The organism is Xanthomonas hyacinthi (genome assembly GCF_009769165.1).
Classification (GTDB): Bacteria; Pseudomonadota; Gammaproteobacteria; order Xanthomonadales; family Xanthomonadaceae; genus Xanthomonas_A; species Xanthomonas_A hyacinthi.
Genome location: NZ_CP043476.1, coordinates 863,374 through 889,798, shown reverse-complemented (window position 1 = coordinate 889,798; position 26,425 = coordinate 863,374). Strand labels below are relative to the sequence as shown.

Here is a 26,425-nt window from a genome sequence, read left to right as displayed (position 1 = left end):
ATGAACGATACCGTGTCCAGCTTGAACCTGCCGTTTCCGGAGAATGCGTTGAGCGCGTCGCCGCCTGCCGTCCGCCGCCGCGCCGCGTCGGTCACCACCGAGCCGTGGTGGGTGCAGGCGCTGCTGATCCTCGGTGCGTTGGGCTTCCTGCTGTCGTTCCTGTTCCTGCCGCTGCTGCTGGTGTTCGTCGAGGCGCTGCGCGGCGGTATCGGCGTGTTCTGGCGGGCGATCTTCGATCCCGACGCGCTCGCGGCGATCCGCCTGACCCTGCTGGTGACCGCGCTCGTGGTGCCGCTGAATCTGGTGTTCGGGGTGGCCGCGGCGTGGGCGGTGAGCAAGCACCGCTTTCCGGGCAAGCGCCTGCTGGTGAGTCTGATCGACCTGCCGTTCTCGGTATCGCCGGTGGTCGCCGGCCTGGTCTTCATCCTGATCTTCGGCCGCAGCGGCTGGGCCTGGCCGCTGATCGACGAGGGCTGGCGGCTGCACTTGCCGGTGGTCGGCGAGGTGCTGCTGCAATTGCCGCGGATCGTGTTCGCGCTGCCCGGCATCGTGCTGGCGACGACCTTCGTCACCTTCCCGTTCATCGCCCGCGAGCTGATGCCGCTGATGGAGCAGCAGGGCAGCGACGAGGAACTGGCGGCGCTGAGCCTGGGCGCCAGCGGCTGGCAGATGTTCTGGCGGGTGACCCTGCCCAATATCCGCTGGGGCCTGCTGTACGGCGTGCTGCTGTGCAGTGCGCGGGCGATGGGCGAGTTCGGCGCGGTGTCGGTGGTGTCCGGGCACATCCGCGGGCGTACCAACACGCTGCCGCTGCACGTGGAGATCCTCTACAACGAATACGCCTACAGCGCCGCGTTCGCCTGCGCCAGCCTGCTGGCGCTGACCGCGCTGCTGACCCTGGCGCTGAAATCCTATCTGGAATGGCGCCACGGCGAATCGCTGGCCGCCAATCACCGACACTGAGGTTGCGATGACCATCCGCGTACAGCACCTGGGCAAGCGTTTCGACGATTTCGCCGCGCTCGACGACGTCAGCCTGGACATCCGCCAGGGCGAACTGCTGGCGCTGCTGGGGCCGTCCGGCTCGGGCAAGACCACGCTGCTGCGGGTGATCGCCGGGCTGGAGCATGCCGACGCCGGACGCGTGCTGATCGACGGCGAGGATGCGACCGGGCTGCCGGTGCAGTCGCGCCGGGTCGGCTTCGTGTTCCAGCACTACGCGTTGTTCCGGCACATGACGGTGCGCGACAACATCGCCTTCGGCCTGCGCGTGCGCCGCGGCGACGCGCGTCTGGCCGAGTCGGCGATCCGCGCGCGGGTGACCGAACTGCTCGCGCTGGTGCAGCTCGACGGGCTGGAGGCGCGCTATCCGACCCAGCTGTCCGGCGGCCAGCGCCAGCGCGTGGCGCTGGCGCGTGCGCTGGCGATCGAGCCGCGCGTGCTGCTGCTGGACGAACCGTTCGGCGCGCTCGACGCGCAGGTGCGGCGCGATCTGCGGCGCTGGCTGCGCGAGCTGCACGACCGCACCGGGCTGACCACGGTGTTCGTCACCCACGACCAGGAAGAGGCGCTGGAGCTGGCCGACCGCGTGGCGATCCTCAACCGCGGGCGCATCGAGCAGCTCGGCAGTCCGGCCGACGTCTACGACCGCCCGGTGTCGCCGTTCGTGTACGGCTTCGTCGGCGCGGTCAACCGGCTGCCGGCGCAGCTGCACGACGGCCAGCTGCAGGTCGCCGGGCTGGCGCTGCCGGCGCCGGATACGCCGCTGTCCAGCGGCCCGGTCGACCTGTACGTGCGCCCGGAAGATCTGGCACCCAGCGACAGCGGCTGGGCGGCGACGGTGCTGTCCTCGCAGCGCAGCGGCTCGCGCCTGCGCCTGCGCGCGCAGCTGGCGCATGGCCAGGACGAAGTGGAAGTGGAGCTGCCGGCGGGCGAGGGCGCGGCGCGCTATGCGCCCGGCCAGGCGCTGCAGCTGAGCGCGCGCCGTTTCGGCCTGTTCGCGCAGCAGCGCGGGTAGCGGTATTCGGGGATACAACGCGCAGCGGCGATGCAGCGTTTTCGACCGCAGTCTTCGCAGTCGGCGGCATTGCTGTGGGAGCGACTTCAGTCGCGACGGGCCTTCCCGGTAACGCCCGTCGCGACTGACAGTTGACTCCCACAAGTTTTTCTGCCGGTAGCAAATGAAAAGCACGCCAGGCCCTGGACGCTGGGCTGGCCGCGGGCGCATTGCGTAGACAAGGCCTGACCCGAAGCGCACAGTCGCAAGGCCTGCAATGACTTGGTTTGTCTTGAAAGTATTGCACTGCAAGAAAAAACCGGTTAAAAAAGTGTGAAGCCAGTGCGGGGCAAGGCGCTGGAACCACCCCTACGACAAACCACAGGAGAATTACCGGTGAACAAGATCAAGCTTGGTGTCGCCCTGGCCGTGGCGCTGGCCGCCTCCCCGCTGAGCGCGTTGGCCCAGGACGAGGCGCCTGCCTCGCCGTTTACCGGCTCCTACGGCGTGGTCAGCGACTACGTGTTCCGCGGCGTGTCGCAGACCCAGGAAGACCCGGCATTCCAGGCCGGCGTCACCTATACCTCGCCGTTCGGCCTGTACGTCGGTACCTGGGGTTCCAACGTCGATTTCGGCGCTGGCGACCCGGATTGGGAAGTGGACGGCTTCATCGGCTACAACGTCGATTTCTCCGAGAACTGGAACTTCGACGTGATGGTCAACCGCTACGGCTATCCCGGCGCCGGCGGTTCCAACTACAACGAACTGATCACCAAGACCAAGTTCCTGAAGACCTACGCGCTGACCGTCGCCTACACCGACGACGTCTACGGCCTGGACGAGGACAGCTTCTACTACGCGCTGGACGGGAACTGGACGCTGCCGTACGAGTTCAGCATCGGCGCGCACGTCGGCCGCACCACTTATGCCAGCGCGCTGGCCCAGTACCAGGACTACACCGACTACAGCGTCAGCGTCGGCAAGATGATCGGTCCGCTGGCGCTGAGCGTGGGCTATTACGACACCGACGACAAGGGCAACCAGAACTTCAGCGAGAAGCTGGCCGACCACCGCGTCGCGGTCTCGGCCACGATCGCGTTCTGATCCGGGCAACACCGTCGCCAACGAAGAAGGGCGCCTTGGCGCCCTTCTTTTTGGTGCGATTTTGTGCGATCGCCAGGCCGATGACGCATGCCCCGGCGGTGCAGCGGGCGGCCGCGCCGCCGCCGCGCCGGGCCTCACCAGCTCAGCACCACCTTGCCGGCCTTGCCTTCTTCCATCAGGTCGAAACCCTTCTGGAACTCGTCGATGGTCAGTTGGTGGGTCAGCACCTTGCCGAGCGGGAAGCCGGACAGCACCAGCTGGGTCATCTTGTACCAGGTCTCGTACATCTTGCGGCCGTAGATGCCCTGCACGGTCAGGCCCTTGAAGATGATCTTGTCCCAGTCGCAGCCGGCGCCGCGCGGCATGATGCCGAGCATGGCGATCTTGCCGCCGTGGTACATGCCGTCGAGCATGTCGTTGAACGCGCGCGGGTTGCCGCTCATTTCCAGGCCCACGTCGAAGCCTTCCATGTGCAGGTCGGCCATCACCTCCTTCAGCGAGGTGTTGGCGACGTTGACCACGCGCGTGGCGCCCATGTCGGCGGCGAGCTTGAGGCGGAAGTCGTTGACGTCGGTGACCACCACGTTGCGCGCGCCGATGTGCTTGCAGATGCCGGCGGCGATGATGCCGATCGGGCCGGCGCCGGTGATCAGCACGTCCTCGCCGATCACGTCGAATTCCAGCGCGCAGTGCGCAGCGTTGCCGTACGGGTCGAAGAACGCGGCCAGCTCGGACGGGATCTGGTCCGGGATCGGCCACAGGTTGGAGGCCGGCATCACCATGTATTCGGCGAAGGCGCCGTTGACGTTGACGCCGATGCCGACCGTGTTCGGGCACAGGTGCGGGCGCCCGCCGCGGCAGTTGCGGCAGTGCCCGCAGACGATGTGGCCTTCGGCCGAGACGCGCTGGCCGACCTGGTAGCCGCCGACCGCCGAGCCGAGCTCGGCGATGCGGCCGACGAACTCGTGGCCGATGGTCAGCCCGGGCTTGATCGTGCGCTGGCTCCACTCGTCCCACAGATAGATGTGCAGGTCGGTGCCGCAGATCGCGGTCTTCTCCAGCTTGATCAGCACTTCGTTGGGGCCGGGCACCGGCACCGGCACCTGTTCCAGCCAGATGCCCTTGGCCGCGTCGCGCTTGACCAGCGCCTTCATTGTTTGCGCCATGGCGGTGCAAGACTCGGGTTGAGAGGGCGCGAAGTATAAGCCGGCCACGAATGCGGCCATGTTGCGGCGCGTGCGGGGTGCCATTGGTCACGGTCGTGGCGTCGGTTGCATTCGTTACAATCTAACGTCTGTCTCACGTTAGTCGCGAAGGAATCCATTCGATGCGCTCGAATCTGTTGGCTGTCGCCGTTGTCGCCACCCTGGCCGGTACCCCGATCGCCCATGCCGGCGAAGGCATGTGGGTGCCGCAGCAATTGCCGGATATCGCCGGCCCGCTGCAGCAGGCCGGGCTGAAGCTGTCGCCGCAGCAACTGGCCGACCTGACCGGCGATCCGATGGGCGCGGTGGTGTCGCTGGGCGGCTGCACCGCCAGCTTCGTCTCCCCGCAAGGCCTGGTGGTGACCAACCATCACTGCGCCTACGGCGCGATCCAGCTCAACTCCACGCCGCAGAAGAATCTGATCCGCGACGGCTTCAGCGCGGCCAGCAATGGCGCCGAGCTCAGCGCCGGGCCGAACGCGCGCATCTACGTGCTCGACCGCATCAGCGATGTCACCGAGCAGGCCAAGACGGCGATGGCCGCCGCCGGCGGCGATGCGCTCAAGCGCACGCAGGCGCTGGAGGCCTTCGACAAGGCCCAGGTCGCGGCCTGCGAAGCCGAGGCCGGCTACCGCTGCGAGCTGTACAGCTTCGCCGGCGGCAATACCTACCGGCTGTTCCGCACCCTGGAGATCCGCGACGTGCGCCTGGCGTACGCGCCGCCGTCGGGCATCGGCAAGTTCGGCGGTGATGTCGACAACTGGATGTGGCCGCGCCACACCGGCGATTTCTCGTTCTACCGCGCCTATGTCGGCAAGGACGGCAAGCCGGCGGCCTACGCCAGGGACAATGTGCCGTACCAGCCCAAACATTTCCTGAAGTTCGCCGACCAGCCTCTGGGCGCCGGCGACTTCGTGATGGTGGCCGGCTATCCGGGCCGTACCAACCGCTATGCGCTGGCCTCGGAATTCGACGCCACCGCCAGCTGGGCCTATCCCACCGCCGCGCGCCAGTACCGCGACCTGATCGCGCTGGTGGAGCAGGCCGGCAAGCAGGACCCGGACATCCAGGTGAAGTACGCGGCGACGATGGCCAGCTGGAACAACGTCGCCAAGAACTACGAAGGGCAGCTGGAAGGCTTCAAGCGCATCGACGCGGCCGCGCAGAAGCAGGCCGAGGAACGCGCGGTGCTGGCCTGGCTGAAGCGCCGGGGCCGCGACGGCCGTGCCGCGCTGCAGGCGCATGCGCAGCTGCTGGCGCTGGACGAGCAGGCCAAGGCCAGCCGCGACCGCGACCTGATCCTGCGCCAGCTGCGCCGCACCGGCGTGCTCGGCAGTGCGCTGTCGCTGTACCGCGTGTCGATCGAACGCGCCAAGCCCGACGCCGAGCGCGAGTCCGGCTACCAGGAGCGCGACCTGCCGGAGATCGAGGGCGCGCAGAAGCAGATGGAGCGCCGCTACGTCGCCGCGATGGACAGCCAGCTGCAGCGCTACTGGTTCGACCAATACCTGCAGCTGCCGAAGGCGCAGCGCCTGCCCGCCCTGGACCAATGGCTGGCCGGCGCCGATGCGCAGGCCGCCGCGGCGCGCCTGGCCGGCACCCGCCTGGGCAGCACCGAGGAGCGCTTGAAGTGGCTGCATGCCGATCGTGCCGCGTTCGAGTCCAGCGACGACCCGGCGCTGCGCTATGCGGTGGCGCTGATGCCGGCGCTGCTGCAGATCGAGCGCGAGGAAAAGCGCCGCAAAGGCGAGGAACTGCTGGCGCGTCCGCGCTACCTGCAGGCCTTGGCCGACTACAAGAAGAGCCAGGGCGAGTCGGTGTATCCGGATGCCAACTCCTCGTTGCGCATCACCTTCGGCAACGTCAAGGGCTACACGCCCAAGGACGGCGTGGCCTACACCCCGTTCACCACGCTGGAAGGCGTGCTGGCCAAGGACACCGGCGCCGATCCGTTCGATTCGCCGAAGGCCCTGCTCGACGCAGCCAAGGCCAGGCGCTACGGCGGGCTGGAGGACAAGCGGCTGGGTTCGGTGCCGGTCGATTTCCTGTCCGACCTGGACATCACCGGCGGCAACTCCGGCTCGCCGGTGCTCGATGCGCAGGGCAAGCTGGTCGGGCTGGCGTTCGACGGCAACTGGGAATCGGTGAGTTCCAACTGGGTGTTCGACCCGGCCATGACCCGGATGATCGCGGTCGATGCGCGTTACCTGCACTGGATCATGCAGGAAGTGGCGCCGGCGCCGCGGCTGCTGAAGGAACTGAACCTGGCGCAGTAACCGCACCGGGCACGGTGGCGGCCTGCGCCACCGCCGCGCAGCCTGCCCGGCATTGAACGCGCGGCGCGGCGCGGCGCGGCGGCGCCGCAGCGGGATGCGGTTCGGGGGTTTCCGGCAACGGAGCAGGTATCATGCCGCTCCGTTTCGTTCGCGAGACGGCAACCTCTCCCCCCAACGGAATTCCACCGCATGCGCATCCTGCTCGCTCGTCATGGCGAAACCCCGTGGAACGCCGAAGGCCGCTACCAGGGCCAGATCGACATCGCGTTGTCGCCGGTTGGCGAGGCGCAGGCACAGGCGCTCGGCGCGCGCCTGCGCGAGGTGCCGCTGACCCGCGCGGTGGCCTCGCCGCTGTCGCGCGCGCAGAGCACCGCCCGCTACGCGCTTGGCGCGGAGCGCGAAGCGATGCTGCTGACCGATCCCGACTTGCAGGAGATCGCCCACGGCGAATGGGAAGGGCTGCTCGCCAGCGAGATCAACGACAAGGATCCGGCGCGGCTGCGCGCCTGGCGCGAGGAGCCGGACACGGTGCTGATGCCGGGCGGCGAATCGCTGCGCCAGGTGCTGGACCGTTCCTGGCGCGGCCTGACCCGCGCCGCCGAGGGTCTGGGCGAGGACGACACCTTGCTGGTGGTGGCGCACGATGCGGTCAACCGGGTGATCCTGTGCCGGGTGCTGGGCCTGCCGATCGCCAAGCTGTGGAGCTTCCGCCAGGCGCCGACCACGCTGAACCTGCTCGAAGGCCCGGACGTGGAGCATCTGGAAGTGGTGCGGCTGAACGACTGCGCGCACCACACCCCGTTCTTCGGCGAGGCCAAGCACCGGGCGCTGTAGGGCTCTGTTCCAAGTTTTCGCATCATGGCTCGCTGGCGCGACGCAAAAACATGAGCAAATGCTTTCGCGCTTGGCGCGAGTCACTTTTCTTTGCTTGTGCAAAGAAAAGTGACCAAAAGAAAGCACACCCGGGCGGCACGCCCTCCGCGCTGCGCGCTCCGGGTGCGCAAGCCGACCGGACATTTTTCGGCGGCACATCCATGTGCCGTCGAAAAACGGCGCGCGTCGTGCGCGCCGCCCCTTCGGGGTTTTCGTCCGATCGGCTTGCCGTGCCTCACGGGGCCCGCAACAGCCAAAGCAAATGCAAAGCACAACCCCGGCGATTCAAGCGCTGTCGGCGCATCAGTCGAGTCCAGTCGAACGTATGAAAACCCTCCCCGAATGGCTCGCCTACATCGAGCAGCAGCACCCGCAGGACATCGCGATGGGCCTGGAGCGCGTGCGCGCGGTGGCCGCGCGCATGGGTCTGACCCGGCCGGCGAAGAAAGTCATCACCGTCGGCGGTACCAACGGCAAGGGTTCGACCGTGGCCTTCGTCGAGGCGATCGCGCGCGCCGGCGGCTGGACGGTAGGCAGCTACACCTCGCCGCACCTGCTGCGCTACAACGAGCGCGTCCGCATCGGCGGCGAAGAAGCCAGCGACGCGCAGCTGGTGGCCGGCTTCGCGGCGGTGGAGGCTGCGCGCGGCGACACCCCGCTGACCTATTTCGAATACGGCACGCTGGCCGCGCTGTGGCTGTTCCAGCAGGCGGAACTGGACCTGGCGGTGCTGGAAGTGGGCCTGGGTGGTCGCCTGGATGCGGTCAACCTGGTCGACGCCGACGTGGCGGTGATCACCTCCGTCGACATCGATCACACCGACTGGCTGGGCGCGGACCGCGAGGCGATCGGCGCGGAGAAGGCCGGCATCGCGCGGCCGTGGAAGCCGTTGGTGCTGGGCGAGATCGATCCGCCGTCGAGCGTGCTGCGCCGCGCCTACGCGATCGGCGCCAACGCGATCCGCGCCGGCAGCGATTTCTTCCATGAGCCGCTCGATGCCGAACAGTGGCGCTGGCGCGACGTCGGCACCGAGCTGGAACTGCCGTGGCCGCAGCTGCGCGCGCCGGTGCAGCGCGCCAACGCCGCGACCGCCATCGCCGCGTTGCGCGCGCTGCGCAAGACCTTGCCGCGCACCGCTTATGCCGAAGGCATCGCCACCGCGCGGTTGCGTGGGCGGCTGCAGCCGTTCGCGCGCGACGGCGTCGAGGTGCTGGTCGACGTCGGCCACAACCCGCAGGCCGCGCGCGAGCTGGCTGCGGCGCTGCAGGCGCAGCCCTGCGCCGGCGCCAGCCGCGCGGTATTCGCTGCGCTGGCCGACAAGGACGTGGCCGGCGTGGTGCAGGCGCTGGCCGGGCAGATCGATGCCTGGCATCTGGCCGGGCTGGCCGGCACGCGCGGCCAGAGCGGCGCGCAGTTGCAGGCGCGCCTGGCCGGTACCGATGCGGCCGCAGGCATGGTCGCCGACAGCGTGGCGCAGGCGCTGCAGCAGGCCCTGGCGCAGGCGCGGCCGGGCGACCGGGTGCTGGTGTTCGGCTCGTTCCTCACCGCCGCCGCCGCCTTGCACTGGCTGCATTCAGCCGGCTGACCCCGCCCGCCGCCGGCCCGACCTTATAATCGCTGCGGCACTCCGCCATGCCGCCCCCTCAAGCTTTCCGTGGATACCGTCCTGAAACAGCGACTGATTGGCGCCCTTGTCCTGGTGGCGCTCGCCGTGATCTTCCTGCCGATGCTGGTCAAGGGCCCCGCGCCCGACAGCGGCGTCGCCAATGTTCCGCTGAAGGCGCCGGACGCGCCGGCCGACGGCCAGTTCCAGACCCGCGAATTGCCGCTGGTGACGCCGGGCGACGCGCCCAGCGGCGGCGCGGTGGGCATGGCCAGCGCGCCGGCCGCGGCGCCGGCGCCGGTGCAGGACAACCCCGACGCCGCCGATCTGGCCGCGCCGGCCGCGGCCGGCAGCGCCGCGCAGGCGTTGCCGCCGACCGTGGCCGCCGGCAACTACGCGGTCAATTTCGGCGCCTACTCCACCTCGGCCGACGCCGATGCGGTGATCGCGCGGCTCAAGCAGGCGCAACTGCCCGGCTTCCGCGAGGCGGCCACGATCGGCGGGCGCCAGGCCTGGCGCGTGCGCATCGGCCCGTATGCCGATCGCGCCCAGGCCGAGTCGGTGCGCCTGCAGGCGGTCAAGGTGCGCAACGACGTCAATGCGCAGGTGGTGACCCTGGACGCGCCGAGCATGTCCGCGGTGGCCGCCGCCGCGGCGCCGGCCAGGACCGAGACCTTGCCGCCGGCGCCAGCCAAGCCGGTGGCCGCCGCCAAGCCGCCGGTCGCAGCGGCGCCCAAGCCTGAACAGGCCAAGCCAGCGCCGGCCAAGCCAGCGCCTGCCAAGTCCGAACCGGCCAAACCGGCGGCGACGCCGGCCCCGGTGGCCGCGGCCAAGCCGGCGCCGAGCGTGCCGAGCGTGCCGGCCGCGGCCGGCACCGGCTTCGCCGTGCAGTTGGGCGCCTTTGCCAAGGCCGAGGATGCCAACGCGTTGCGCGACAAGGTCCGCGCCGCCGGGTTCAGCGCCTTCGTCGAACAGGTGCGCACCGACAAGGGTGCCTTGAACCGGGTGCGGGTCGGCCCGGTCGCCAATCGCGCCGATGCCGAGCAGCTGCGCGCGCAGGTCGCATCCAAGGTCGGCATCAGCGGTATGGTACGTCCACACCCTTGAACCGGGCCTCGGCCCGCGGAGTCGCAAACATGTACCAGGGAAGGGAACCGCGATGCGCTGCCGCCATGGCGCGGTGCCGCCGCAGGAGGCGTGCATGATCGATCTGGTGCTGCTGGCGGTGATCCTGGTCTCGGCGCTGCTCGGCGCGCTGCGCGGTTTCGTCGGCATCGTGGTCGGCACGCTGTCGTGGCTGCTGTCCGGCTGGGCCACCTTCCAGTTCGGCGGCGACGCAGGCCGCTGGCTGGCCGACGGCGCCCGGCCGAGCATGACCTACTACCTGGGCGGCTACGCGCTGACCTTCGTGGCGACGATGGCGGTGGTCGGCATCACCGGCATGGCGATCCGCAGCGCGGTGCGCGCCACCGCGCTGTCCGCCACCGACCGCGCGCTCGGCTTCGGCCTGGGCACGCTGCGCGGCGGCTTCTTCGCCGCGGTGCTGGTGCTGCTGATGAGCTTCACCCCGCTGACCCGCGAACCGGCCTGGCGCCAGTCGGTGGTGCTGCCGGTGCTCAGCCCCGGCGTGCACTGGATGCGCGCGCAGCTGCCGGACTGGCGCATGCCGCAGATGCCGCAACTGGACCTGCAGCAGATGAACCTGCAGCAGATGGATTTGGGCAAGTTGCCCGCGGCAGGCGATAATGCCGCCCTGGGCAATGCCCTGTCGGCCAGCGGCCTGCAGGAGGTGATGTCCAAGGTCTTGGGGCGTCCGGGGACCCAATCCGCGCAGCCCGGTGGCGATCCGACGCAGGTCCTGCCTGCGAACATCGATCCGGCGCAGGCGCGTCCGGCAGCAAACGACCCGGCACGGGTCGAATCCAACGGCCAGGCACGGCCACCTTCCCAATAGCGGCGCAGTCGCCGCGGAGAGCGTTCACATGTGTGGCATCGTCGGAATCGTCGGCAACCAGAATGTCGCAGCGCAACTGTACGACGGCCTGGCCGTGCTGCAGCACCGCGGGCAGGACGCCGCAGGCATCGCCACCGCCGACGGGACCCGCCTGCGCGTGCAGAAGGCCAATGGCCTGGTCCGCGACGTCTTCGACGAGAAGCGCATGGCGGTGCTGGAAGGCCGGGTCGGCATCGCCCATTGCCGCTATCCCACCGCCGGCTCGGAGGGCATGGACGAGGCGCAGCCGTTCTACGTCAATTCGCCCTACGGCATCGCGCTGGCGCACAACGGCAACCTGATCAACACCGAGGCGCTGCGCCAGCAGGTGTTCGAGGCCGACCGCCGCAACATCAACACCGATTCGGACAGCGAAGTGCTGCTGAACGTGTTCGCCTACGAGCTGGACGCGCAGCGCATGCTGACCCCGGAAGCGGCGATCCGCGCGGTGGCCGGCGTGCACCGCCGCTGCAAGGGCGGCTATGCGGTGGTCAGCGTGGTGCTGGGCCTGGGCCTGGTCGCGTTCCGCGACCCGCACGGCATCCGTCCGCTGGTGCTGGGCAAGCGCGAGAGCGCCGAAGGCGACGAATACATCGTCGCCTCCGAGTCCTCGGCGCTGGACATTCTCGGCTTCACCCGCCTGCGCGACGTGCGCCCGGGCGAGGCGCTGGTGATCACCGGCCGCGGCGAGCTGTTCTCCGAGGTCTGCGCCTCGCCCACCGACCATACCCCGTGCATCTTCGAGTACGTGTACTTCGCGCGCCCGGACTCGATGATCGACAACGTCTCGGTGCACAAGGCGCGCATGCGCATGGGCATGAAGCTGGGCGAGAAGATCCTGCGCCTGCGCCCGGACCACGACATCGACACCATCATCCCGATCCCGGACACCTCGCGCGACGCCGCGCTGGAGATGTCCAACGTGCTCGGGGTGAAGTACCGCGAGGGCTTCGTCAAGAATCGCTACGTCGGCCGCACCTTCATCATGCCGGGGCAGGTCGAGCGGGTGAAGTCGGTGCGCCGCAAGCTCAATCCGATCCACCTGGAATTCCGCAACCGCGTGGTGCTGCTGGTCGACGATTCGATCGTGCGCGGCACCACCAGCCGGCAGATCGTGCAGATGGCGCGCGAGGCCGGCGCGCGCAAGGTCTACCTGGCCAGCGCCGCGCCGCCGGTGCGCTACCCGAACATCTACGGCATCGACATGCCGGCTGCCGAGGAACTGATCGCGCACGGCCGCAGCGAGCAGGAGATCCAGGAATTCCTCGGCTGCGACTGGCTGATCTACCAGGACCTGGAAGACCTGGAAACCGCGGTACGCGAGGGCAACCCGGAACTGAAGACCTTCGATTCCTCGTGCTTCAACGGCGAATACACCACCGGCATCGAGCCGGGCTACTTCGAGCGCATCCTGCAGCTGCGTTCGGACGAAGCGAAGAAGAAGCGCCGCGCCTGACGCGGCCTTGCGTGGAGCACGCATGCACGACGCGCACGCCGGTGGGGATCTGCTGCACGCGGCACGCCGCTGCCTGGCCGCCAGCGCGCCGGAGGACAAGGTTGCACTGACCCGGCGCTACGCCGCCGCGTTCGCCGCCGGCGCGCTGCGCGTGCCGGCGGCTGCCGGCGAGCCCGAGCCGATCCGCATGCCGGGGCGTCCGCCGCGGCCGCTGTTGGTGCATCCGCGCGAATTGCCGCGGCGCGGCCTGGGCAGCGCCGAAGGCCGCGCCGCCTTCATCCATGCGATCGCGCACATCGAACTCAACGCGATCGACCTGGCCTGGGACGCGGTGTACCGCTTTCGCGGGCTGCCCGAGGCGTTCTACGCCGACTGGGTGGCGGTGGCCGCCGACGAAGCGCGCCATTTCACGCTGCTGCGCGACCGGCTGCGCGCGCTGGGCCACGACTATGGCGATTTCGCCGCGCACAACGGATTGTGGGAAATGTGCGAGAAGACCGCGCACGACGGCCTGGCGCGCATGGCGCTGGTGCCGCGCGTGCTGGAGGCGCGCGGCCTGGACGTGACCCCGGGCATGATCGTCAAGCTGCGCGCGCTCGGCGACCACGCCACCGTCGAAATTCTGGAACTGATCCTGCGCGAGGAAGTGGCGCACGTCGCCGCCGGCTCGCGCTGGTACCGTTGGTATTGCGCGCGTGCCGGGATCGAGCCGCGCGCCCGGTTCGCCGAGCTGCTGCGCGACTACGCCGGCGGCTATCTGCACGGCCCGTTCAACCTGCCGGCGCGGCTGCTGGCCGGCTTCGACGAGGACGAGCTGCTCGCCTTGCAGCGCCAGGCCGGCTGAGGCGCGGCGGCGCCGCTGCGCGTGCGCCGGGAGGGCGCTTGCCGATCCGCAGGCCGGCCGGACGCCATGGCGTCCGGCTTCGGCTATGCTGCGCTGCGCGGCGACGTCTCCGGCATGGCCGGGCGTGCACCGCTCACTACTCCTGGAATCGGCGATGGTGTTGAAGAGCATGGGCGTGCCAGCCGCCTTGGCGCTGGCGCTGTTGAGCATGGGCTGCGGTCCGGCGGCCGATCCACCGACCGCGCCGCAGACGCCGGCGACCGCGGCGGCACCGGCACCCGCACCGGCACCGGCACCCGCCGCAGACGATGCGCCGCTGGCGGCATTCGACGAGCGCCGCGCGCTGGACATGCTGGAGGCGCGCCTGGCGGCCGACCACGTCTATGCCGACGCGCAGTGCCTGCAATACGCCGCCGAAACCGATGCCGAATCCGCCGCCGACGCCGCAGCGGCGCTGCCGGTGGCCACCGCATCCGCCGCGATCGAGTTCGCGGTGCGCGAGAAGCATGGCGACGGCTGTCCGGGCGATCCGCAGACCGCGCCGGTCAGGGACCGCTACCGGGTCGAACGCTCCGGCGCGATCCTGTGGTACGACGCGGCCGAGGGCGGCTTCGTCGGCTATGCGCAGCGTGCGCGCGACAGCGCCGGCGGCATGCTGTAACGGCCGCGGGTTCTGCGCGCGCGTTTCTCGCCGCTGCCGATCACAGCTGCTGCAGCCGGCTGCCCTGCGCATCCACGCGCAGCACCGACCCTTGCGCGTACCAGTCGCCGAGCACGATGCGGGTGCAGCTGCGGCCGTTCACGTCCAGCGTGTGCACGGCGGGGCGGTGGGTATGGCCATGGATCATCCGCGCCACGCCGTAGCGCGCGAAGCTGGCCACGACCTCGTCCGGCGCCACGTCGGTGACGGTTTCGAACTGCGCCGTGTCGCCCTGCTTCATTTCCGCCTGGCGCGCCTGGCTGGCGGCGCGCGCCTGCTGCGCATAGGCGATGCGCGCGGCCAGCGGCTGCGCCAGGAACTGCTGCTGGAACGCCGGGTCGCGGGTTTGCGCGCGGAACGCCTGGTAGGCGGTGTCGTCGGTGCACAGCAGGTCGCCGTGCAGCAGCAGCGTCGGCTCGGCGTACAGGTCGATCACGCACGGATCGGGCAGCAGGCGCATGCCGGCGCGGCGCGCGTAGTCGGCGCCGAGCAGGAAGTCGCGGTTGCCGTGCATGAACAACACCGGCACGCCGGCATCGCCAAGCGCATGCAATTGGAGCGCTACCGCATCGGCCGCCGCGGACGGCGTGTCGTCGCCGATCCAGGCCTCGAACAGGTCGCCGAGGATGTACAGCGCCTCGGCCTGGCGCGCTGCGCCGCGCAGGAAGTCCAGAAACAGTTCGGTGATCGCCGGCCGGGCCGGATCCAGGTGCAGGTCGGAGATGAACAGCGTCGTCATTGCCGCATTGTAATGGAGCCGGAAATGGAGAATGGGGAATCGGGAATGGAAAAGGCGCCGGCTCTTCCCATTCCCTATTCCCGGTTCTCCATTCCCAGTCTCAAACCACCCACAGCGACACCCCGGCCAGCAGTGCGCCGATCGCGGTGGCGGCGAGCACGTCGCTGGGGTAATGCAGGCCCAGCACCACCCGCGACAGCGCCACGCAGGCGATGAAGGGAATCAGCAATGGCGCCAGCCAGGGGTAGTAGGCCAGCGCGACGATGCCGAACGACACCGCATGCAAGGTGTGCCCGGACGGGAAGCTGAACTCGTCCAGCGGCGCCACCCAGGCGCGGATGCGCAGGTCGGCCGCGTACGGGCGCGGGCGCCGGGTCCAGCGCTTGAGGCCCTTGTACAGGCTCAGCGCGACCACGCCGGTGGCGGCCATGTGCGCGGAGGCGAACACGCCGTCCATGCCGTCGCAGACCACCAGCAAGGTCATCAGCGCGTACCAGAACACGCCGTCGCCGAGCCGGCTGATCAGCGCGAAGCAGCGCCGCACCGAACGCCGCCGGCACCAGTGGTTGGCGCGCCGGCACCAACGCGCTTCGTGCCCGCGCAGGATCTCAAGCCGCGTCGACATGGGTCCTCCTGCTGCAAGCCAGTTCGCCGAGAAGCGCGTCGAAATCGGCCACCACCCGTTCCGGGCGCAGCTGCTGCATCGCCGCGCAGGCGGCCTGGCCAAGCTGCCGGCGCAGGGCGTCGTCGCCGGCCAGGCGCACTGCCGCGGCGACGAAGCTTTCGTCGTCGGCCACCGCCGCGCCGTTGACGCCGTCGCGCAGGTATTCGCGCGCCGCGCCGTAGTCGAAGGCGACCGTGGCCACGCCGCTGGCCATCGCTTCCAGGGTCACGTTGCCGAAGGTCTCGCTGCGGCTGGGGAACAGGAACAGGTCGCCGCTGGCGAAGTGCCGCGCCAGCGCGTCGCCGCGTTGCACGCCGCAGAAGAGGAAGTCGGGGTTTTCCTGCGCCAGGCGCGCGCGCATCGGGCCGTCGCCGACCCAGACGAAGCGCGCGTCCGGCCGCACCTGCTGCAGTTGCCGGAACGCGCGCACCGCCAGCGGCAGGTTCTTTTCCGAAGCGATGCGGCCGACGTACAGGGCCGCGCAGCCATCCGCCTCCAGGCCCCATTCGCGGCGCAGCTGCGCATCGCGGCGCTGCGGTTCGAACTGGCGGTTGTCCACCGCGCGCGCCAGCAGGCGCACGCGCTCGAAGCCTTGCCCGGCGAGGAAGCCCAGCAGTTCGCGGGTCGGCACCAGGGTCGCGGCGGCCTGGTTGTGGAAGCGCCGCATCCAGCGCAGCGCGGTCGACTGCAGCCAGGCGGCGCCGTACTGGGGCAGGTATTCGTCGAAGCGGGTGTGGAAGCCGGTGGCGATCGGGATGCCCAGGCGCCGCGCGCTGCGCAGCGCCGACCAGCCGAGCGGGCCTTCGGTGGCGATGTAGACCGCGTCCGGCGGCGTGGCCTGCCACAGCCGGGCCAGGCGCCGCGGCGCGGGCAGGCCGAACTTCAGGCCGGGGTAGCGCGGCAGCGCCGCACCGCGCACCAGGCGCGCATCGGCATCGTGTCCGTCGCCGACCTGGCGCGGGCGCACCACGTCGACCTGATGGCCGAGCGCACGCAATCCCAGTTCCAGCCCCTGCACGGTCAGTGCGACGCCGTTGACCTCAGGGGGGTACGTCTCGGTGACGATCGCGTAGCGCATGCTTCAGGCTCCGGTTTGCCAAAGCTTGGCGCGAGGCGGTGAAGCGAACATGTCCGGCGCATGTAGGAATGATGACGCCGATCGCGGGCGTTTAGCCGCGCTTTCATCGCCGGCCCCGGGTGAGGGCAATACGGCTCGCAACAAGCGCGGTGACAGCCCCGCTTTTGCGATTCCCTATTCCCGATTTCCAGCCTTCAAGCCACAAACGGCCGGAAATTGATGCCCAGCCCGGCCATGCCCTCGACTTCGCCGATCAGGTCGGCGCGCTGCAGCGGCCGCGATTCGATCCATGGCTGCGACAGGATCAGGTGCAGGTCGTCGCCGCTGGCCCTCAGCTCCAGCGACGGGATCGGCTCGGATTCGTGCGCGCGGTGCAGCAGCACCGCCAGCCGCAGCAGCGCGGCCTTGCGCCTGGCGCTGAGCAGCACGCGGTCGGGCAGGGCGTCGAACGCGGTCTTGGGCACGTTGCGGCGATGGGTACGCACCAGCGTCGCCAGCACCTGCTGTTCCTGCCGCGAGAAGCCGGCGATGTCGGAATGCTCGAGCACGTAGGCGCCGTGCACGTGGTACTGGCTGTGCGCGATGACCTGGCCGAGTTCGTGCAGGCGCGCGGCCCAGCCGAGCATGCGCCCGTCGTCGGCATCCAGCGCCCAATCGGTGGCGACCTGCTCGAACAGCGCCATCGCGGTGGCTTCCACGCGCGCGGCCTGCGCCGCGTCGATGCCGTAGCGCTGGGTCAGCGCGGCGATCGCGGTGGCGCGCGGATCGTTCTCGCCGCCGCGGCCGAGCATGTCGTACAGGATGCCTTCGCGCATGGCTGCCTTGCTCACCATCAGGCGCTGCAGGCCCAGCGCCTGGAACGCGGCTTCCAGCACCAGCACGCCGCCGGCGATGATCGGCCGGCGGTCGGCGGACAGGCCGGGCAAATCGATGTCCTCGATGCGCTTGGCCAGCAGCAGGCGTTCGCGCAGCTGCGGCAGCGCCTCGGCGGTGATCGTGCCCTTGGTCAGCTTCATCGCCGCGCAGATCTCGCCGATCGCCTTGTGCGTGCCCGACGAACCCAGCGCCTCGTCCCAGCCCAGCGCGCGGTACAGCCCGGCGAACTGCTGGAATTCGGCACCGATCTCGGTCAGCGCGTCCTTCCATTTCTTCTTCGACAGCTTGCCGCCGGGGAAGAAGCGCCGCGTGCTGGCGATGCAGCCGGCCTGCAGGCTTTCGCGTTCCAGGGTCTGGAAGCCGCGGCCGATGATGAATTCGGTGGAGCCGCCGCCGATGTCGATCACCAGCCGGCGCTGGTCCGGCTTGGGCGGCTGCGCATGCGCCACGCCCAGGTAGATCAGGCGTGCTTCCTCGCGGCCGCTGACCACTTCGATCGGATGGCCGAGCGCGGTTTCGCCGGGGATCAGGAACGCCTGCGGCGAGCGCAGCTGGCGCACGGTGTTGGTGGCCAGCGCGCGCACGTGCAGCGACGGCACGTCGCGGATGCGCTGGCCGAAGCGCGCCAGGCATTCCAGCGCGCGCTGCCGCGCGTCCGCCGACAGCCCGCCCTTGTTGTCCAGGCCGTCGGCCATGCGCACGGTCTCGCGCAGGCGGTCCACCACCCGCAGCTGCCCGAGCTGATAGCGCGCCACGACCATATGGAAACTGTTGGAACCCAGGTCGATGGCGGCCAGCAGGTCGCCATCGCGCAACGGCGTGTACGGGGAGATGGGAGGCATGGGCGGGATGGTAGCCGATGCACGGCCGATGCCGTCCATCGGCGCGCGGGCGGCGTGGCTCAGAGTCCGTCGAGCAGGGTCAGCTGCGCCGAATGCAGCGGCTGGTCCTGGCCCGGCGCCAGCTTGCGGTAGTTGCCGCTGGCATCCAGCTCCCACGCATTGGCATTGTCGGCCAGATAGTTCTGCAACACCTCGCGATGGATGCGCTTGACCAGCTCCGGATCCAGGATCGGGAAACAGGTCTCCACGCGCCGCAGCAGATTGCGCTCCAGCCAGTCGGCGCTGGCGCAGAACAGTTCCGGCGCGCCGTCGTTGCCGAACCAGTAGATGCGGCTGTGCTCGAGGAAGCGACCGACGATCGAACGCACCCGGATGTTGTCCGACACGCCCTGCACGCCGGGGCGCAGCGTGCACGCGCCGCGCACGATCAGGTCGATCTTGACCCCGGCCTGCGAGGCCGCGTACAGCGCGCGGATCACCTGCGGCTCGTTGAGCGCGTTCATCTTGGCGATGATGCGGCCCGGGCGCCCGGCCAGGGCCAGCTTGGTCTCGCGCTCGATCCGGTGCAGCACCCCCGGGTGCAGGGTGAACGGCGATTGCAGCAGGCGCTTGAGGCGGATCTTCGGCGCCAGCCCGGACAGCTGCTGGAACAGCAGGTGCACGTCGTTGCAGATGTCCGCATCGGCGGTGATCAGGCTCAGGTCGGTGTAGGCGCGCGCGGTACCGCTGTGATAGTTGCCGGTGCCCAGGTGCACGTAGCGGCGCAGCTTGCGGCCTTCGCGGCGCACGATCAGCAGCATCTTGGCGTGGGTCTTGTAGCCGACCACGCCGTACACCACCTGCACGCCGGCTTCCTGCAGGCGATCGGCCAGGCCCAGGTTGGCTTCCTCGTCGAAGCGCGCGCGCAGCTCGACCACCACGGTCACGTCCTTGCCGTTGCGCGCGGCCAGCACCAGCGCATCGACGATGCCCGAGTCCTTGCCGGTGCGGTACAGGGTCTGCTTGATCGCCAGCACCTGCGGGTCCACCGCGGCCTGCTTGATCAGGTCCAGCACCGCGGTGAACGCGTCGAACGGATGGTGCAGCAGCACGTCGCCGGCCGCGACGATCTCGAAGATGCCTTCGCTGTCGCGCAGTGTGCGCGGATTCATCGGCGGATACTTCAGCTCCGGGCGCTGCACCAGGTCGTAGACCTGGTCGACCCGGCTCAGATTGACCGGGCCGTTGATGCGGTAGACCGCGTTTTCCGGCAATTCGAAGTTCTGCAGCAGCGTGCGCATGATCGACTTCGGGCAGTCCTCGGCGATCTCCAGCCGCACCGCCGGCCGGTAGCCGCGGTTGACCAGCTCGTCGCGCAGCGCCAGCGCCAGGTTCTCCACTTCCTCCTCGTCCACCACCAGCTCGGAATTGCGGGTCACGCGGAACTGGTAGGAGCCCATCACCTCCATGCCCGGGAACAGTTCGTCGACGAAGGTGGACAGCACCGAGGACAGGAACACGAAGCTCTGGCCGCCTTCGGACAGGCTTTCCGGCAGCTGGATGATGCGCGGCAGCGAACGCGGCGCGCGCACGATCGCCAGGTGGCCGACGCGGCCGAACGCGTCGGTGCCCTTCAGCACCACCACGATGTTCAGCGACTTGTTGAGGATCTTCGGGAACGGATGCGCCGGGTCCAGGCCCAGCGGCGACAGCACCGGCATGATCTCGTTGCGGAAGTAGGCGCGCAGCCAGCGCTTCTGCCGCGCGTTCCAGCTGTTGCGGCCGAGCACGCCGATGCCGGCGTCCTTCAGTGCCGGCCGCAGCACTTCGTTCCAGCAGCGGTACTGGTGGTCGACCAGCTGCGCGGCGCGGTCGTGGATGGAGTTGAGGATCGCGCTCGAGCTCAGCCCGTCCGGCGCCGGCGGCAGGCCGAACTCCAGCGCATGGCGCACGGTGGCGGCGCGGATCTCGAAGAACTCGTCGAGGTTGGTGCAGGAGATGCACAGGAAGCGCAGCCGCTCCAGCAGCGGCACGCTCGGATCCTGCGCCTGCGCCAGCACGCGGAAGTTGAAATCCAGTTGCGACAGTTCGCGGTTGAGGTACAGCGACGGGTCGCGCAGCGGGTCGCTGGGAACGTCCGGTGGTGGCGTGGGCGGCAGGGCGGCGGCGCGGGGCATGGCGGTACTCGTTAGGCGGAGATCAGGGTGGCATGGTCGCGCCGCGGATGCACGCGGCCGGCACCGAAGTGGCAGGAGAACGTGCTGCCCTTGCCGACTTCGCTTTCGATGTCCAGCCGCGCCTGGTGCAGGCCCAGCACATGCTTGACGATCGACAGTCCCAGCCCGGTGCCGCCGCTCTCGCGCGAACGGCTGCTGGAGACGCGGTAGAAGCGTTCGGTGATGCGCGGCAGGTGGTGCGAGGGGATGCCGTAGCCGCTGTCGCGCACCGACAGCACCGCGCCGTCGCCTTCGCGGGCGAAGACGATGCTGACCGAGCCGCCGGCAGGGGTGTAGCGCACTGCGTTGGTGACCAGGTTGGAGAAGGCGCTGTGCAATTCCTTGTTGGACCCGACCAGGTCCAGATCGGCCTCGTCGTGCACCTCGATGCGGTGCCGGCCCTGGCTATGCGCCTCGGCCTCGCGGCGCAGCGTGGCCAGCATCGGCGCCATCGCGATGCTCTCCTCGTTGGCGTGTTCCTGCGATTCCAGCCGCGACAGGGTCAGCAGGTCTTCGACCAGCTGGGTCATGCGCTGCGACTGCTTGCGCATCTCGGCGATCATCGGCCCGGAATCGGGGAAATCCTCCGGATCGAGCATGTCCAGGTAGCCGTGCACCACGGTCAGAGGCGTGCGCAGTTCGTGCGAGACGTTGGCGACGAAATCGCGGCGCACCTGCTCCAGCTGCAGCAGCTTGCTGACGTCGCGCGCGACCAGCAGCCAGTAGTTGTCGGAGTAGGGAATCAGGCGCAGGTTCAGGCGCAGCCGGTCGTCGATCGGCGAGGGCGTGTCCAGCATCGGCTCGGCGTTGCGGCCGCCGGCCAGCCAGTGCGCCAGCGGCATCGGCTGCAGGCGCTGCACCACCGGCACGTTCAGGTCGCCGGGATGGCGCAGGCCGAGCAGGGTGCCGGCGGCTTCGTTGAACCACTGGATGCGCTGGCTGTTGCGGTCCACCACCACCACCGCGTCGGGCAGCGCGGCGGCGGCGGCGCGGTAGGCGCGCAGCATGTCCAGCAGGCGCCGCTTGCGCGTGCGCATTTCCGCCTGGCTGCGGTACAGTAGCCGGTCCAGCTCATTCCATACGCCGGTGCCGGCCGGCGGTTCCCAGCGCTGGCGTGCGGTCAGCCGGCGCAGCACGCGGCGCAGACGCCAGTAGTGCCAGCCCATCACCGCCAGCGAAGCCAGGGTCAACGTCATCCACACGTGACCGCCGACCCAGCCGACCAGCACCGCCAGCAGCAGCAGCGCGGCCAGGGTGCCGAGGGTCTTGAACCAGGCGGAACGGATGTGGCGGGGCATCGGGAGCGCGCTCTGTCGCAATGGCATCGTGTCCTTCCGCCGTTTATAGCAGGCGAAGGCGACAGTCAGATGGAGGAGGAGAAGCGGTAGCCGGAGCCGCGCACCGTCTGCACCATGTTCTCCACCGCGAACGGCTCCAGGGTCTTGCGCAGCCGGCGGATGTGCACGTCGATGGTGCGCTCCTCGACGTAGACGCTGCCGCCCCACACGTGGTCGAGCAGCTGCGCGCGGCTGTAGACGCGCTCGGGATGGGTCATGAAGAAATGCAGCAGGCGGTATTCGGTGGGGCCGATCGGCACCGGCGCGTCGCCGGCGAACACGCGGTGCGCGGCGCCGTCGATACGCAGGCTGCCGACCGAGACGCTGCCGTCCTCGTCGTCGTCGCGGGTCCGCCGCATCACCGCGCGGATCCGCGCCAGCAGCTCGCGGGCCGAGAACGGCTTGACCACGTAGTCGTCGACGCCGGCTTCCAGGCCGCCGACCCGGTCGTTCTCTTCGCCGCGCGCGGTGAGCATGATGATCGGCACCTCGCGGGTCATCGCATCCTTGCGCCAGCGCCGCGCCAGCTCCAGGCCGCTGGTGCCGGGCAGCATCCAGTCCAGCAGGATCAGGTCGGGGACGCGGTCGGCGATGGAGGTCTGCGCTTCCCGCGCGTCGCCGGCATGGACCGGTTCGAAGTCGCCCTTGCGCAGGGCGAACGCCACCATGTCGCGGATGGCGGGTTCGTCGTCGACGATCAGGATGCGTTTCTGCACGACGGCACCGTTGGGACTGGGAGGAGAGGTCGCCAGTAGACTACGGTTTTATTACTATTCGATGACCGCCGCCATACTGCGTTTCAGCGCTGTTTCACGTCCGGATCCTGCACGCCCTGGCGACGCAGCTCCAATACCGTGGGGGTGATCGCGGCGATACGCGCGTCGATGCGCGCGCGCGCCACGTAATCGAGGTCGTCGCGCTTCTTCAGATTGTTCAGCTGGATCAGCGCCTGCTCGGGGCGTCCGTTCAGATAGGCGGCCTCGGCATAGGCCTCGCCGGCGCGGTTGCCGTCCCCGGCCAGCTCGCAGGCGCGGGCGAAGCTGCGCTGGAACACCGGATCGTCGGCGGCCGCGCCCAGCAGCGGACGCAGCACCGCCTGCGCGCGCTGCCCGGCCGCACGGCCGCCTTGCTCGTTCAGCGCGGTGGCATAGGTCAGCGCCACCGCGCGGTTGCTCGGCAGGCGCTTGAGCAGCGCATCGAAGCGCTGGTTGGCCTGCTGGCTGCGGCCGTTGCGCGATTCGGCCTCGGCCACCGCCAGGCCCAGCCACCAGCTGTCCGGGTGCCCCTGCAGCAGGTCCTCCAGGGTCTGCATACCCTCCTGCGGGCTGCCGCCGCCGCGCAGCCGGGCCAGCGCCAGGCCATAGCGCTGGGCGTCGCTGAGGCCCTGCTTGCTGCCCTGGCGCAGGCCCTCGTACTCGCGCACCGCATCGGCCGGGGTATTGGCGCTGAGCACGCGCAGGCGCTCGCGGGCCCACGCGAACTGGCCGCTGGCGCCGCGCGCATAGGTGTCGAACGGCAGTTGCAGGCGCCCGGGCAGCAACGGGTTGCTGGGCGCGCCCAGCGGCTGGCTCAGCGACACGTCGTTGGGATCGACCCGCTCCTGCAGGGTGCCGCCGGGCACGCTGGTGGTCAGCACCACGGTGTTCTTCTTCATCTGTTCGGCGCGCTGCCGCGCCTCGCTGATGCGGGTGGTGGTGACCGGGTGGGTCATCAGGTAGTCGGGGGTGCTGTAGCCGCCCTGGTTGCCGCGCATCGCCAGCGACATGCGCTCGAAGAAGCCGGCCATCGCGTCCACGTCGTAGCCGCTGCGGGCCAGGGTGCGGATGCCCAGGCGGTCGGCTTCCGATTCGTTGGAGCGGGTGTAGTCGATCTGGCGCTGCTGCATCAGTCCCAGGCCGCTGGCGATCGCCGCCTGGGTGGCGTCGCCGCTGGAGCGGCCGCCGGCCTGCTGCGCGGCGACCACCGCGGCGAGCATGCCGAGCAGGATCGGCACCTGGTCGCGCTGCGCCCGCTCCACCCCGCGCAGCACGTGCTGCTGGGTGATGTGCGCGATCTCGTGCGACAGCACCGCGGCGACTTCGTCCTCGCGTTCGGCGGTCAGCACCAGCCCGGCGTTGACCGCGACGTAGCCGCCCAGCGTGGCGAAGGCATTGATCTGGCGGTCGCGCAGCATGAAGAACGTGTACTTCTGCTGCGGCTGGTCGCTGTTGGCGCCGAGCCGGGTGCCCATGGTCTGCAGCCAGTCGTCGATCAGCGGATCTTCGAGCACGTAGTCGTAGTTGCGCAGCTCGGCCAGCATCATCTTGCCGTACTCGGCCTGGCGCGCCGGGGTCAGCAGCTCGCCGGCCGAGGAGCCGATGTCCGGCAGCTTGTTCTCCTGCGCCGGCGCCGGCGCGACCGCGACGGCGGCAGCCAGGGTGATCGCGAAGGCAAGCGGCAACGGGCGCAAGTGAGGCTCCAGGGCAAGGCGGGGGGCCGCGGCGGCGGGTGAATCCAGGGTGATTGAATCAGGCTGATCCGCAGTGTTGCGGCAGCGGACTCGAAAATCCAGCTGGCCGCTACCATAGTGGCTTGGACCCCTTTTCCCGCCCGGAGTTTCCCGTGGACACCCAACAAGCCGACAACGGCCAGGCCGGCGGCCCGCCGATCACCCTGTACTCCACCGCGATCTGCCCGTATTGCGTGGCCGCCAAGAACTTCCTGAAGAGCAAGGGTCGCAGCTGGACCGAGGTGCGCATCGACCTGGATCCGGCCGAACGCGGGAAGATGGTGGCGCTGGCGCGCCGCACCAGCGTGCCGCAGATCTTCGTCGGCGACACCCATGTCGGCGGCTACGACGACATGATGGCGCTGCACCGCGCCGGCAAGCTGCAGCCACTGCTCGACGGCCAGGCCCCGGCGTCCCAGGCATGAGCGCTGCGGGCGAGGGCGGCGAGGGCCAGGATCGGCTGCGCGAATTCACCGAGTTCCGCCAGCGCATGAACCAGCGCATCCTGGCCGAGCCGAACCAGGTGGTGCGGCGTTTCTTCGCGCTCGACACCCAGACCTACCAGGCCGGCGCGCTGGACGTGAAGACCAAGGAGCTGCTTGGCCTGGTCGCCTCGCTGGTGCTGCGCTGCGACGACTGCATCAGCTACCACGTGGCCCAGTGCAAGCAGGCCGGCGTGGCGCGCGACGCATTCTTCGAAACCTTCTCGGTGGGCCTGGTGGTGGGCGGTTCGATCGTGATCCCGCACCTGCGCCGGGCGGTGGATTTCCTCGACAAGCTCGAGCAAGGGGCGGCCGCCGCGCCGTCGGAGCATGCGCACGGCTGAGTGGTCCCGGGCGCGGACGCCGGCACGCCGCCTGCGGGCGGCGTGCTGCGTTTTGCACCGGCCGCGGTTTGGGAGCCTTCACCGGCTTCGGGCATAATTACCGGTGACATCTCCTTGCGCCTGCAGCCCGGGCTTCCGGTCGGCGCTCCTCCTCTGTATGTACGGAAACCGCACTTCTATGACGCAGACAATCACGGTCATCCGTGGCGACGGCATCGGCCCCGAGATCATGGACGCCACGCTGTTCGTGCTCGACGCGCTGAACGCCGGCCTCACCTACGAATACGCCGACGCCGGCCTGGTCGCACTGGAAAAGCACGGCGATCTGTTGCCGGCCGCCACCCTGGATTCGATCCGCAAGAACAGGATCGCGCTGAAGAGTCCGCTGACCACGCCGGTGGGCGAGGGCTTCAGCTCGATCAACGTGGCCATGCGCCGCCAGTTCGACCTGTACGCCAACGTGCGTCCGGCCAAGTCGTTCCCGAACACCAAGTCGCGCTTCGGCGCCGGCGTGGACCTGATCACCGTGCGCGAGAACACCGAAGGCGCCTACCTGAGCGAAGGCCAGGAAGTGTCGGCCGACGGCGAGACCGCGGTGTCGATGGCCAAGGTGACCCGCAAGGGCTCCGAGCGCATCGTCCGCTACGCCTTCGACCTGGCACGGGCGACCGGCCGCAAGAAGGTCACCGCGGTGCACAAGGCCAACATCATCAAGTCCACCTCGGGCCTGTTCCTGAAAGTGGCGCGCGACGTGGCGGCGCACTACCCGGAGATCGAGTTCCAGGAAATGATCGTGGACAACGCCTGCATGCAGCTGGTGATGCGTCCGGAGCAGTTCGACATCATCGTCACCACCAACCTGTTCGGCGACATCCTGTCGGACCTGTGCGCCGGCCTGGTCGGCGGCCTGGGCCTGGCCCCGGGCGCCAACATCGGCGTCGACGCGGCGATCTTCGAGGCCGTGCACGGCTCGGCCCCGGACATCGCCGGGCAGGGCAAGGCCAACCCGTGCGCGCTGCTGCTGGGCGCGGCGCAGCTGCTGGACCACGTCGGCCAGCCGCAGAACGCCGAGCGCCTGCGCAGCGCCATCGTCGCCACCCTGGAAGCCAAGGACGGGCTGACCCCGGACCTGGGCGGCAGCGGCAACACCATGGGCTTCGCCAAGGCCATCGCCAGCCGCCTGTAATTCAGCGCGGAGAAAACAAAAAAGGCGCCGCGCGGCGCCTTTTTTTCTGCCATTGCCCGCTGCGATCCGCGCCTGAGGATGGCGGGGATGCACTGGCGTGGAAGCGCGACTCCCTGCGGTGACGCCGCTGCGCGCGATCGGTGC

General features: G+C 69.6%; 23 protein-coding genes. 14 read left to right on the top strand and 9 right to left on the bottom strand.

The genetic code is table 11. From position 1 onward, the window contains the following. The 3 genes from cysW to FZ025_RS04150 all read left to right on the top strand — a co-directional run bounded on the left by cysW (nt 1) and on the right by FZ025_RS04150 (nt 3,100). The gene (cysW, locus tag FZ025_RS04160; protein WP_046981088.1) at nt 1-963 is read left to right on the top strand and encodes a sulfate ABC transporter permease subunit CysW; all 963 of its coding nucleotides are present in this window, start codon (nt 1-3) and stop codon (nt 961-963) included. A gap of 7 nt (nt 964-970) precedes the next feature. After that, nucleotides 971-2,017: a sulfate/molybdate ABC transporter ATP-binding protein gene (locus FZ025_RS04155; protein WP_046981089.1), complete on the top strand. Its 1,047-nt coding sequence runs from the start codon at nt 971-973 to the stop codon at nt 2,015-2,017. A gap of 375 nt (nt 2,018-2,392) precedes the next feature. Further along, complete coding sequence (locus tag FZ025_RS04150) at nt 2,393-3,100, top strand: TorF family putative porin (RefSeq protein WP_046981090.1); 708 nt, start codon at nt 2,393-2,395, stop codon at nt 3,098-3,100. 134 nt (nt 3,101-3,234) lie between these two features. On the opposite strand, the gene tdh is transcribed toward FZ025_RS04150, so the two are convergent. Further along, on the bottom strand, nt 3,235-4,266 hold the full coding sequence (gene tdh, locus FZ025_RS04145; protein ID WP_046981091.1) for an L-threonine 3-dehydrogenase: 1,032 nt from the start codon (nt 4,264-4,266) through the stop codon (nt 3,235-3,237). 161 nt (nt 4,267-4,427) lie between these two features. Here tdh and FZ025_RS04140 point away from each other — a divergent pair, with 161 nt between their 5' ends. The 8 genes from FZ025_RS04140 (at nt 4,428) to FZ025_RS04105 (ending at nt 14,011) form a co-directional block, all read left to right on the top strand. Next, on the top strand, nt 4,428-6,581 hold the full coding sequence (locus FZ025_RS04140; protein ID WP_046981092.1) for a S46 family peptidase: 2,154 nt from the start codon (nt 4,428-4,430) through the stop codon (nt 6,579-6,581). Nucleotides 6,582-6,770: 189 nt separating this feature from the next. Then, nucleotides 6,771-7,415 carry a histidine phosphatase family protein gene (locus FZ025_RS04135; RefSeq protein ID WP_046981093.1) on the top strand — a complete coding sequence of 215 codons (645 nt, stop codon included), beginning with the start codon at nt 6,771-6,773 and terminating at the stop codon, nt 7,413-7,415. Between the two features lie 364 nt (nt 7,416-7,779). Further along, nucleotides 7,780-9,039, top strand: coding sequence for a bifunctional tetrahydrofolate synthase/dihydrofolate synthase (gene folC, locus FZ025_RS04130; protein WP_046981094.1), 1,260 nt, complete (start codon nt 7,780-7,782; stop codon nt 9,037-9,039). A gap of 69 nt (nt 9,040-9,108) precedes the next feature. Next, nucleotides 9,109-10,164 carry an SPOR domain-containing protein gene (locus tag FZ025_RS04125; RefSeq protein WP_104557651.1) on the top strand — a complete coding sequence of 352 codons (1,056 nt, stop codon included), beginning with the start codon at nt 9,109-9,111 and terminating at the stop codon, nt 10,162-10,164. Between the two features lie 94 nt (nt 10,165-10,258). Further along, nucleotides 10,259-11,011 (top strand): CvpA family protein, encoded by a 753-nt coding sequence (locus FZ025_RS04120; protein WP_046979370.1) that lies wholly within the window; start codon nt 10,259-10,261, stop codon nt 11,009-11,011. A 28-nt stretch (nt 11,012-11,039) separates the two neighbouring features. Beyond that, nucleotides 11,040-12,506, top strand: a complete 1,467-nt coding sequence (gene purF / locus FZ025_RS04115; protein ID WP_046979355.1) for an amidophosphoribosyltransferase — start codon at nt 11,040-11,042, stop codon at nt 12,504-12,506. Nucleotides 12,507-12,528: 22 nt separating this feature from the next. Continuing rightward, on the top strand, nt 12,529-13,350 hold the full coding sequence (locus tag FZ025_RS04110; protein ID WP_046979356.1) for a ferritin-like domain-containing protein: 822 nt from the start codon (nt 12,529-12,531) through the stop codon (nt 13,348-13,350). Between the two features lie 154 nt (nt 13,351-13,504). Further along, nucleotides 13,505-14,011 (top strand): hypothetical protein, encoded by a 507-nt coding sequence (locus tag FZ025_RS04105; RefSeq protein WP_053057239.1) that lies wholly within the window; start codon nt 13,505-13,507, stop codon nt 14,009-14,011. 40 nt (nt 14,012-14,051) lie between these two features. Here the strand turns inward: FZ025_RS04105 and lpxH are convergent, their stop codons facing one another. From lpxH to FZ025_RS04065, 8 genes are all read right to left on the bottom strand, one after another. Then, nucleotides 14,052-14,789 (bottom strand): UDP-2,3-diacylglucosamine diphosphatase, encoded by a 738-nt coding sequence (lpxH, locus tag FZ025_RS04100; RefSeq protein ID WP_046979357.1) that lies wholly within the window; start codon nt 14,787-14,789, stop codon nt 14,052-14,054. Nucleotides 14,790-14,889: 100 nt separating this feature from the next. Then, on the bottom strand, nt 14,890-15,414 hold the full coding sequence (locus FZ025_RS04095) for a phosphatase PAP2 family protein (RefSeq protein WP_046979358.1): 525 nt from the start codon (nt 15,412-15,414) through the stop codon (nt 14,890-14,892). Then, nucleotides 15,398-16,531, bottom strand: a complete 1,134-nt coding sequence (locus FZ025_RS04090; RefSeq protein WP_046979359.1) for a glycosyltransferase family 4 protein — start codon at nt 16,529-16,531, stop codon at nt 15,398-15,400. The genes FZ025_RS04095 and FZ025_RS04090 overlap by 17 nt, the downstream gene beginning before the upstream one ends. Before the next feature lie 194 nt (nt 16,532-16,725). Beyond that, nucleotides 16,726-18,249, bottom strand: a complete 1,524-nt coding sequence (ppx, locus tag FZ025_RS04085) for an exopolyphosphatase (RefSeq protein ID WP_046979372.1) — start codon at nt 18,247-18,249, stop codon at nt 16,726-16,728. Nucleotides 18,250-18,308: 59 nt separating this feature from the next. Further along, nucleotides 18,309-20,405, bottom strand: coding sequence for a polyphosphate kinase 1 (ppk1, locus tag FZ025_RS04080; protein ID WP_046979360.1), 2,097 nt, complete (start codon nt 20,403-20,405; stop codon nt 18,309-18,311). Nucleotides 20,406-20,416: 11 nt separating this feature from the next. Continuing rightward, nucleotides 20,417-21,742, bottom strand: coding sequence for a phosphate regulon sensor histidine kinase PhoR (phoR, locus tag FZ025_RS04075; RefSeq protein WP_046979361.1), 1,326 nt, complete (start codon nt 21,740-21,742; stop codon nt 20,417-20,419). A gap of 65 nt (nt 21,743-21,807) precedes the next feature. Beyond that, a complete protein-coding gene (gene phoB / locus FZ025_RS04070) occupies nt 21,808-22,497 on the bottom strand; it encodes a phosphate regulon transcriptional regulator PhoB (protein WP_003468516.1) in 690 nt (229 codons plus the stop codon). A gap of 83 nt (nt 22,498-22,580) precedes the next feature. Continuing rightward, nucleotides 22,581-24,230 carry a M48 family metalloprotease gene (locus FZ025_RS04065; protein ID WP_046979362.1) on the bottom strand — a complete coding sequence of 550 codons (1,650 nt, stop codon included), beginning with the start codon at nt 24,228-24,230 and terminating at the stop codon, nt 22,581-22,583. A gap of 152 nt (nt 24,231-24,382) precedes the next feature. Between FZ025_RS04065 and grxC the strand changes: the two genes are divergently transcribed. The 3 genes from grxC to FZ025_RS04050 all read left to right on the top strand — a co-directional run bounded on the left by grxC (nt 24,383) and on the right by FZ025_RS04050 (nt 26,281). Next, nucleotides 24,383-24,694 (top strand): glutaredoxin 3, encoded by a 312-nt coding sequence (gene grxC / locus FZ025_RS04060; protein WP_046979363.1) that lies wholly within the window; start codon nt 24,383-24,385, stop codon nt 24,692-24,694. Then, nucleotides 24,691-25,095: a carboxymuconolactone decarboxylase family protein gene (locus tag FZ025_RS04055; protein WP_046979364.1), complete on the top strand. Its 405-nt coding sequence runs from the start codon at nt 24,691-24,693 to the stop codon at nt 25,093-25,095. The genes grxC and FZ025_RS04055 overlap by 4 nt, the downstream gene beginning before the upstream one ends. A 178-nt stretch (nt 25,096-25,273) precedes the next feature. Then, nucleotides 25,274-26,281 carry an isocitrate dehydrogenase gene (locus FZ025_RS04050; RefSeq protein ID WP_046979365.1) on the top strand — a complete coding sequence of 336 codons (1,008 nt, stop codon included), beginning with the start codon at nt 25,274-25,276 and terminating at the stop codon, nt 26,279-26,281. The last annotated feature ends 144 nt before the right edge of the window (nt 26,282-26,425 follow it).

Bases quoted from the DNA above. Each gene is read 5' to 3' on its own strand.
- cysW (WP_046981088.1), top strand. From the start codon at position 1: ATGAACGATACCGTGTCCAGCTTGAACCTGCCGTTTCCGGAGAATGCG.
- FZ025_RS04155 (WP_046981089.1), top strand. From the start codon at position 971: ATGACCATCCGCGTACAGCACCTGGGCAAGCGTTTCGACGATTTCGCC.
- tdh (WP_046981091.1), bottom strand. From the start codon at position 4,266: ATGGCGCAAACAATGAAGGCGCTGGTCAAGCGCGACGCGGCCAAGGGC.
- FZ025_RS04140 (WP_046981092.1), top strand. From the start codon at position 4,428: ATGCGCTCGAATCTGTTGGCTGTCGCCGTTGTCGCCACCCTGGCCGGT.
- FZ025_RS04135 (WP_046981093.1), top strand. From the start codon at position 6,771: ATGCGCATCCTGCTCGCTCGTCATGGCGAAACCCCGTGGAACGCCGAA.
- folC (WP_046981094.1), top strand. From the start codon at position 7,780: ATGAAAACCCTCCCCGAATGGCTCGCCTACATCGAGCAGCAGCACCCG.
- FZ025_RS04120 (WP_046979370.1), top strand. From the start codon at position 10,259: ATGATCGATCTGGTGCTGCTGGCGGTGATCCTGGTCTCGGCGCTGCTC.
- purF (WP_046979355.1), top strand. From the start codon at position 11,040: ATGTGTGGCATCGTCGGAATCGTCGGCAACCAGAATGTCGCAGCGCAA.
- FZ025_RS04110 (WP_046979356.1), top strand. From the start codon at position 12,529: ATGCACGACGCGCACGCCGGTGGGGATCTGCTGCACGCGGCACGCCGC.
- FZ025_RS04105 (WP_053057239.1), top strand. From the start codon at position 13,505: ATGGTGTTGAAGAGCATGGGCGTGCCAGCCGCCTTGGCGCTGGCGCTG.
- lpxH (WP_046979357.1), bottom strand. From the start codon at position 14,789: ATGACGACGCTGTTCATCTCCGACCTGCACCTGGATCCGGCCCGGCCG.
- FZ025_RS04095 (WP_046979358.1), bottom strand. From the start codon at position 15,414: ATGTCGACGCGGCTTGAGATCCTGCGCGGGCACGAAGCGCGTTGGTGC.
- FZ025_RS04090 (WP_046979359.1), bottom strand. From the start codon at position 16,531: ATGCGCTACGCGATCGTCACCGAGACGTACCCCCCTGAGGTCAACGGC.
- ppx (WP_046979372.1), bottom strand. From the start codon at position 18,249: ATGCCTCCCATCTCCCCGTACACGCCGTTGCGCGATGGCGACCTGCTG.
- ppk1 (WP_046979360.1), bottom strand. From the start codon at position 20,405: ATGCCCCGCGCCGCCGCCCTGCCGCCCACGCCACCACCGGACGTTCCC.
- phoR (WP_046979361.1), bottom strand. From the start codon at position 21,742: ATGCCCCGCCACATCCGTTCCGCCTGGTTCAAGACCCTCGGCACCCTG.
- FZ025_RS04055 (WP_046979364.1), top strand. From the start codon at position 24,691: ATGAGCGCTGCGGGCGAGGGCGGCGAGGGCCAGGATCGGCTGCGCGAA.
- FZ025_RS04050 (WP_046979365.1), top strand. From the start codon at position 25,274: ATGACGCAGACAATCACGGTCATCCGTGGCGACGGCATCGGCCCCGAG.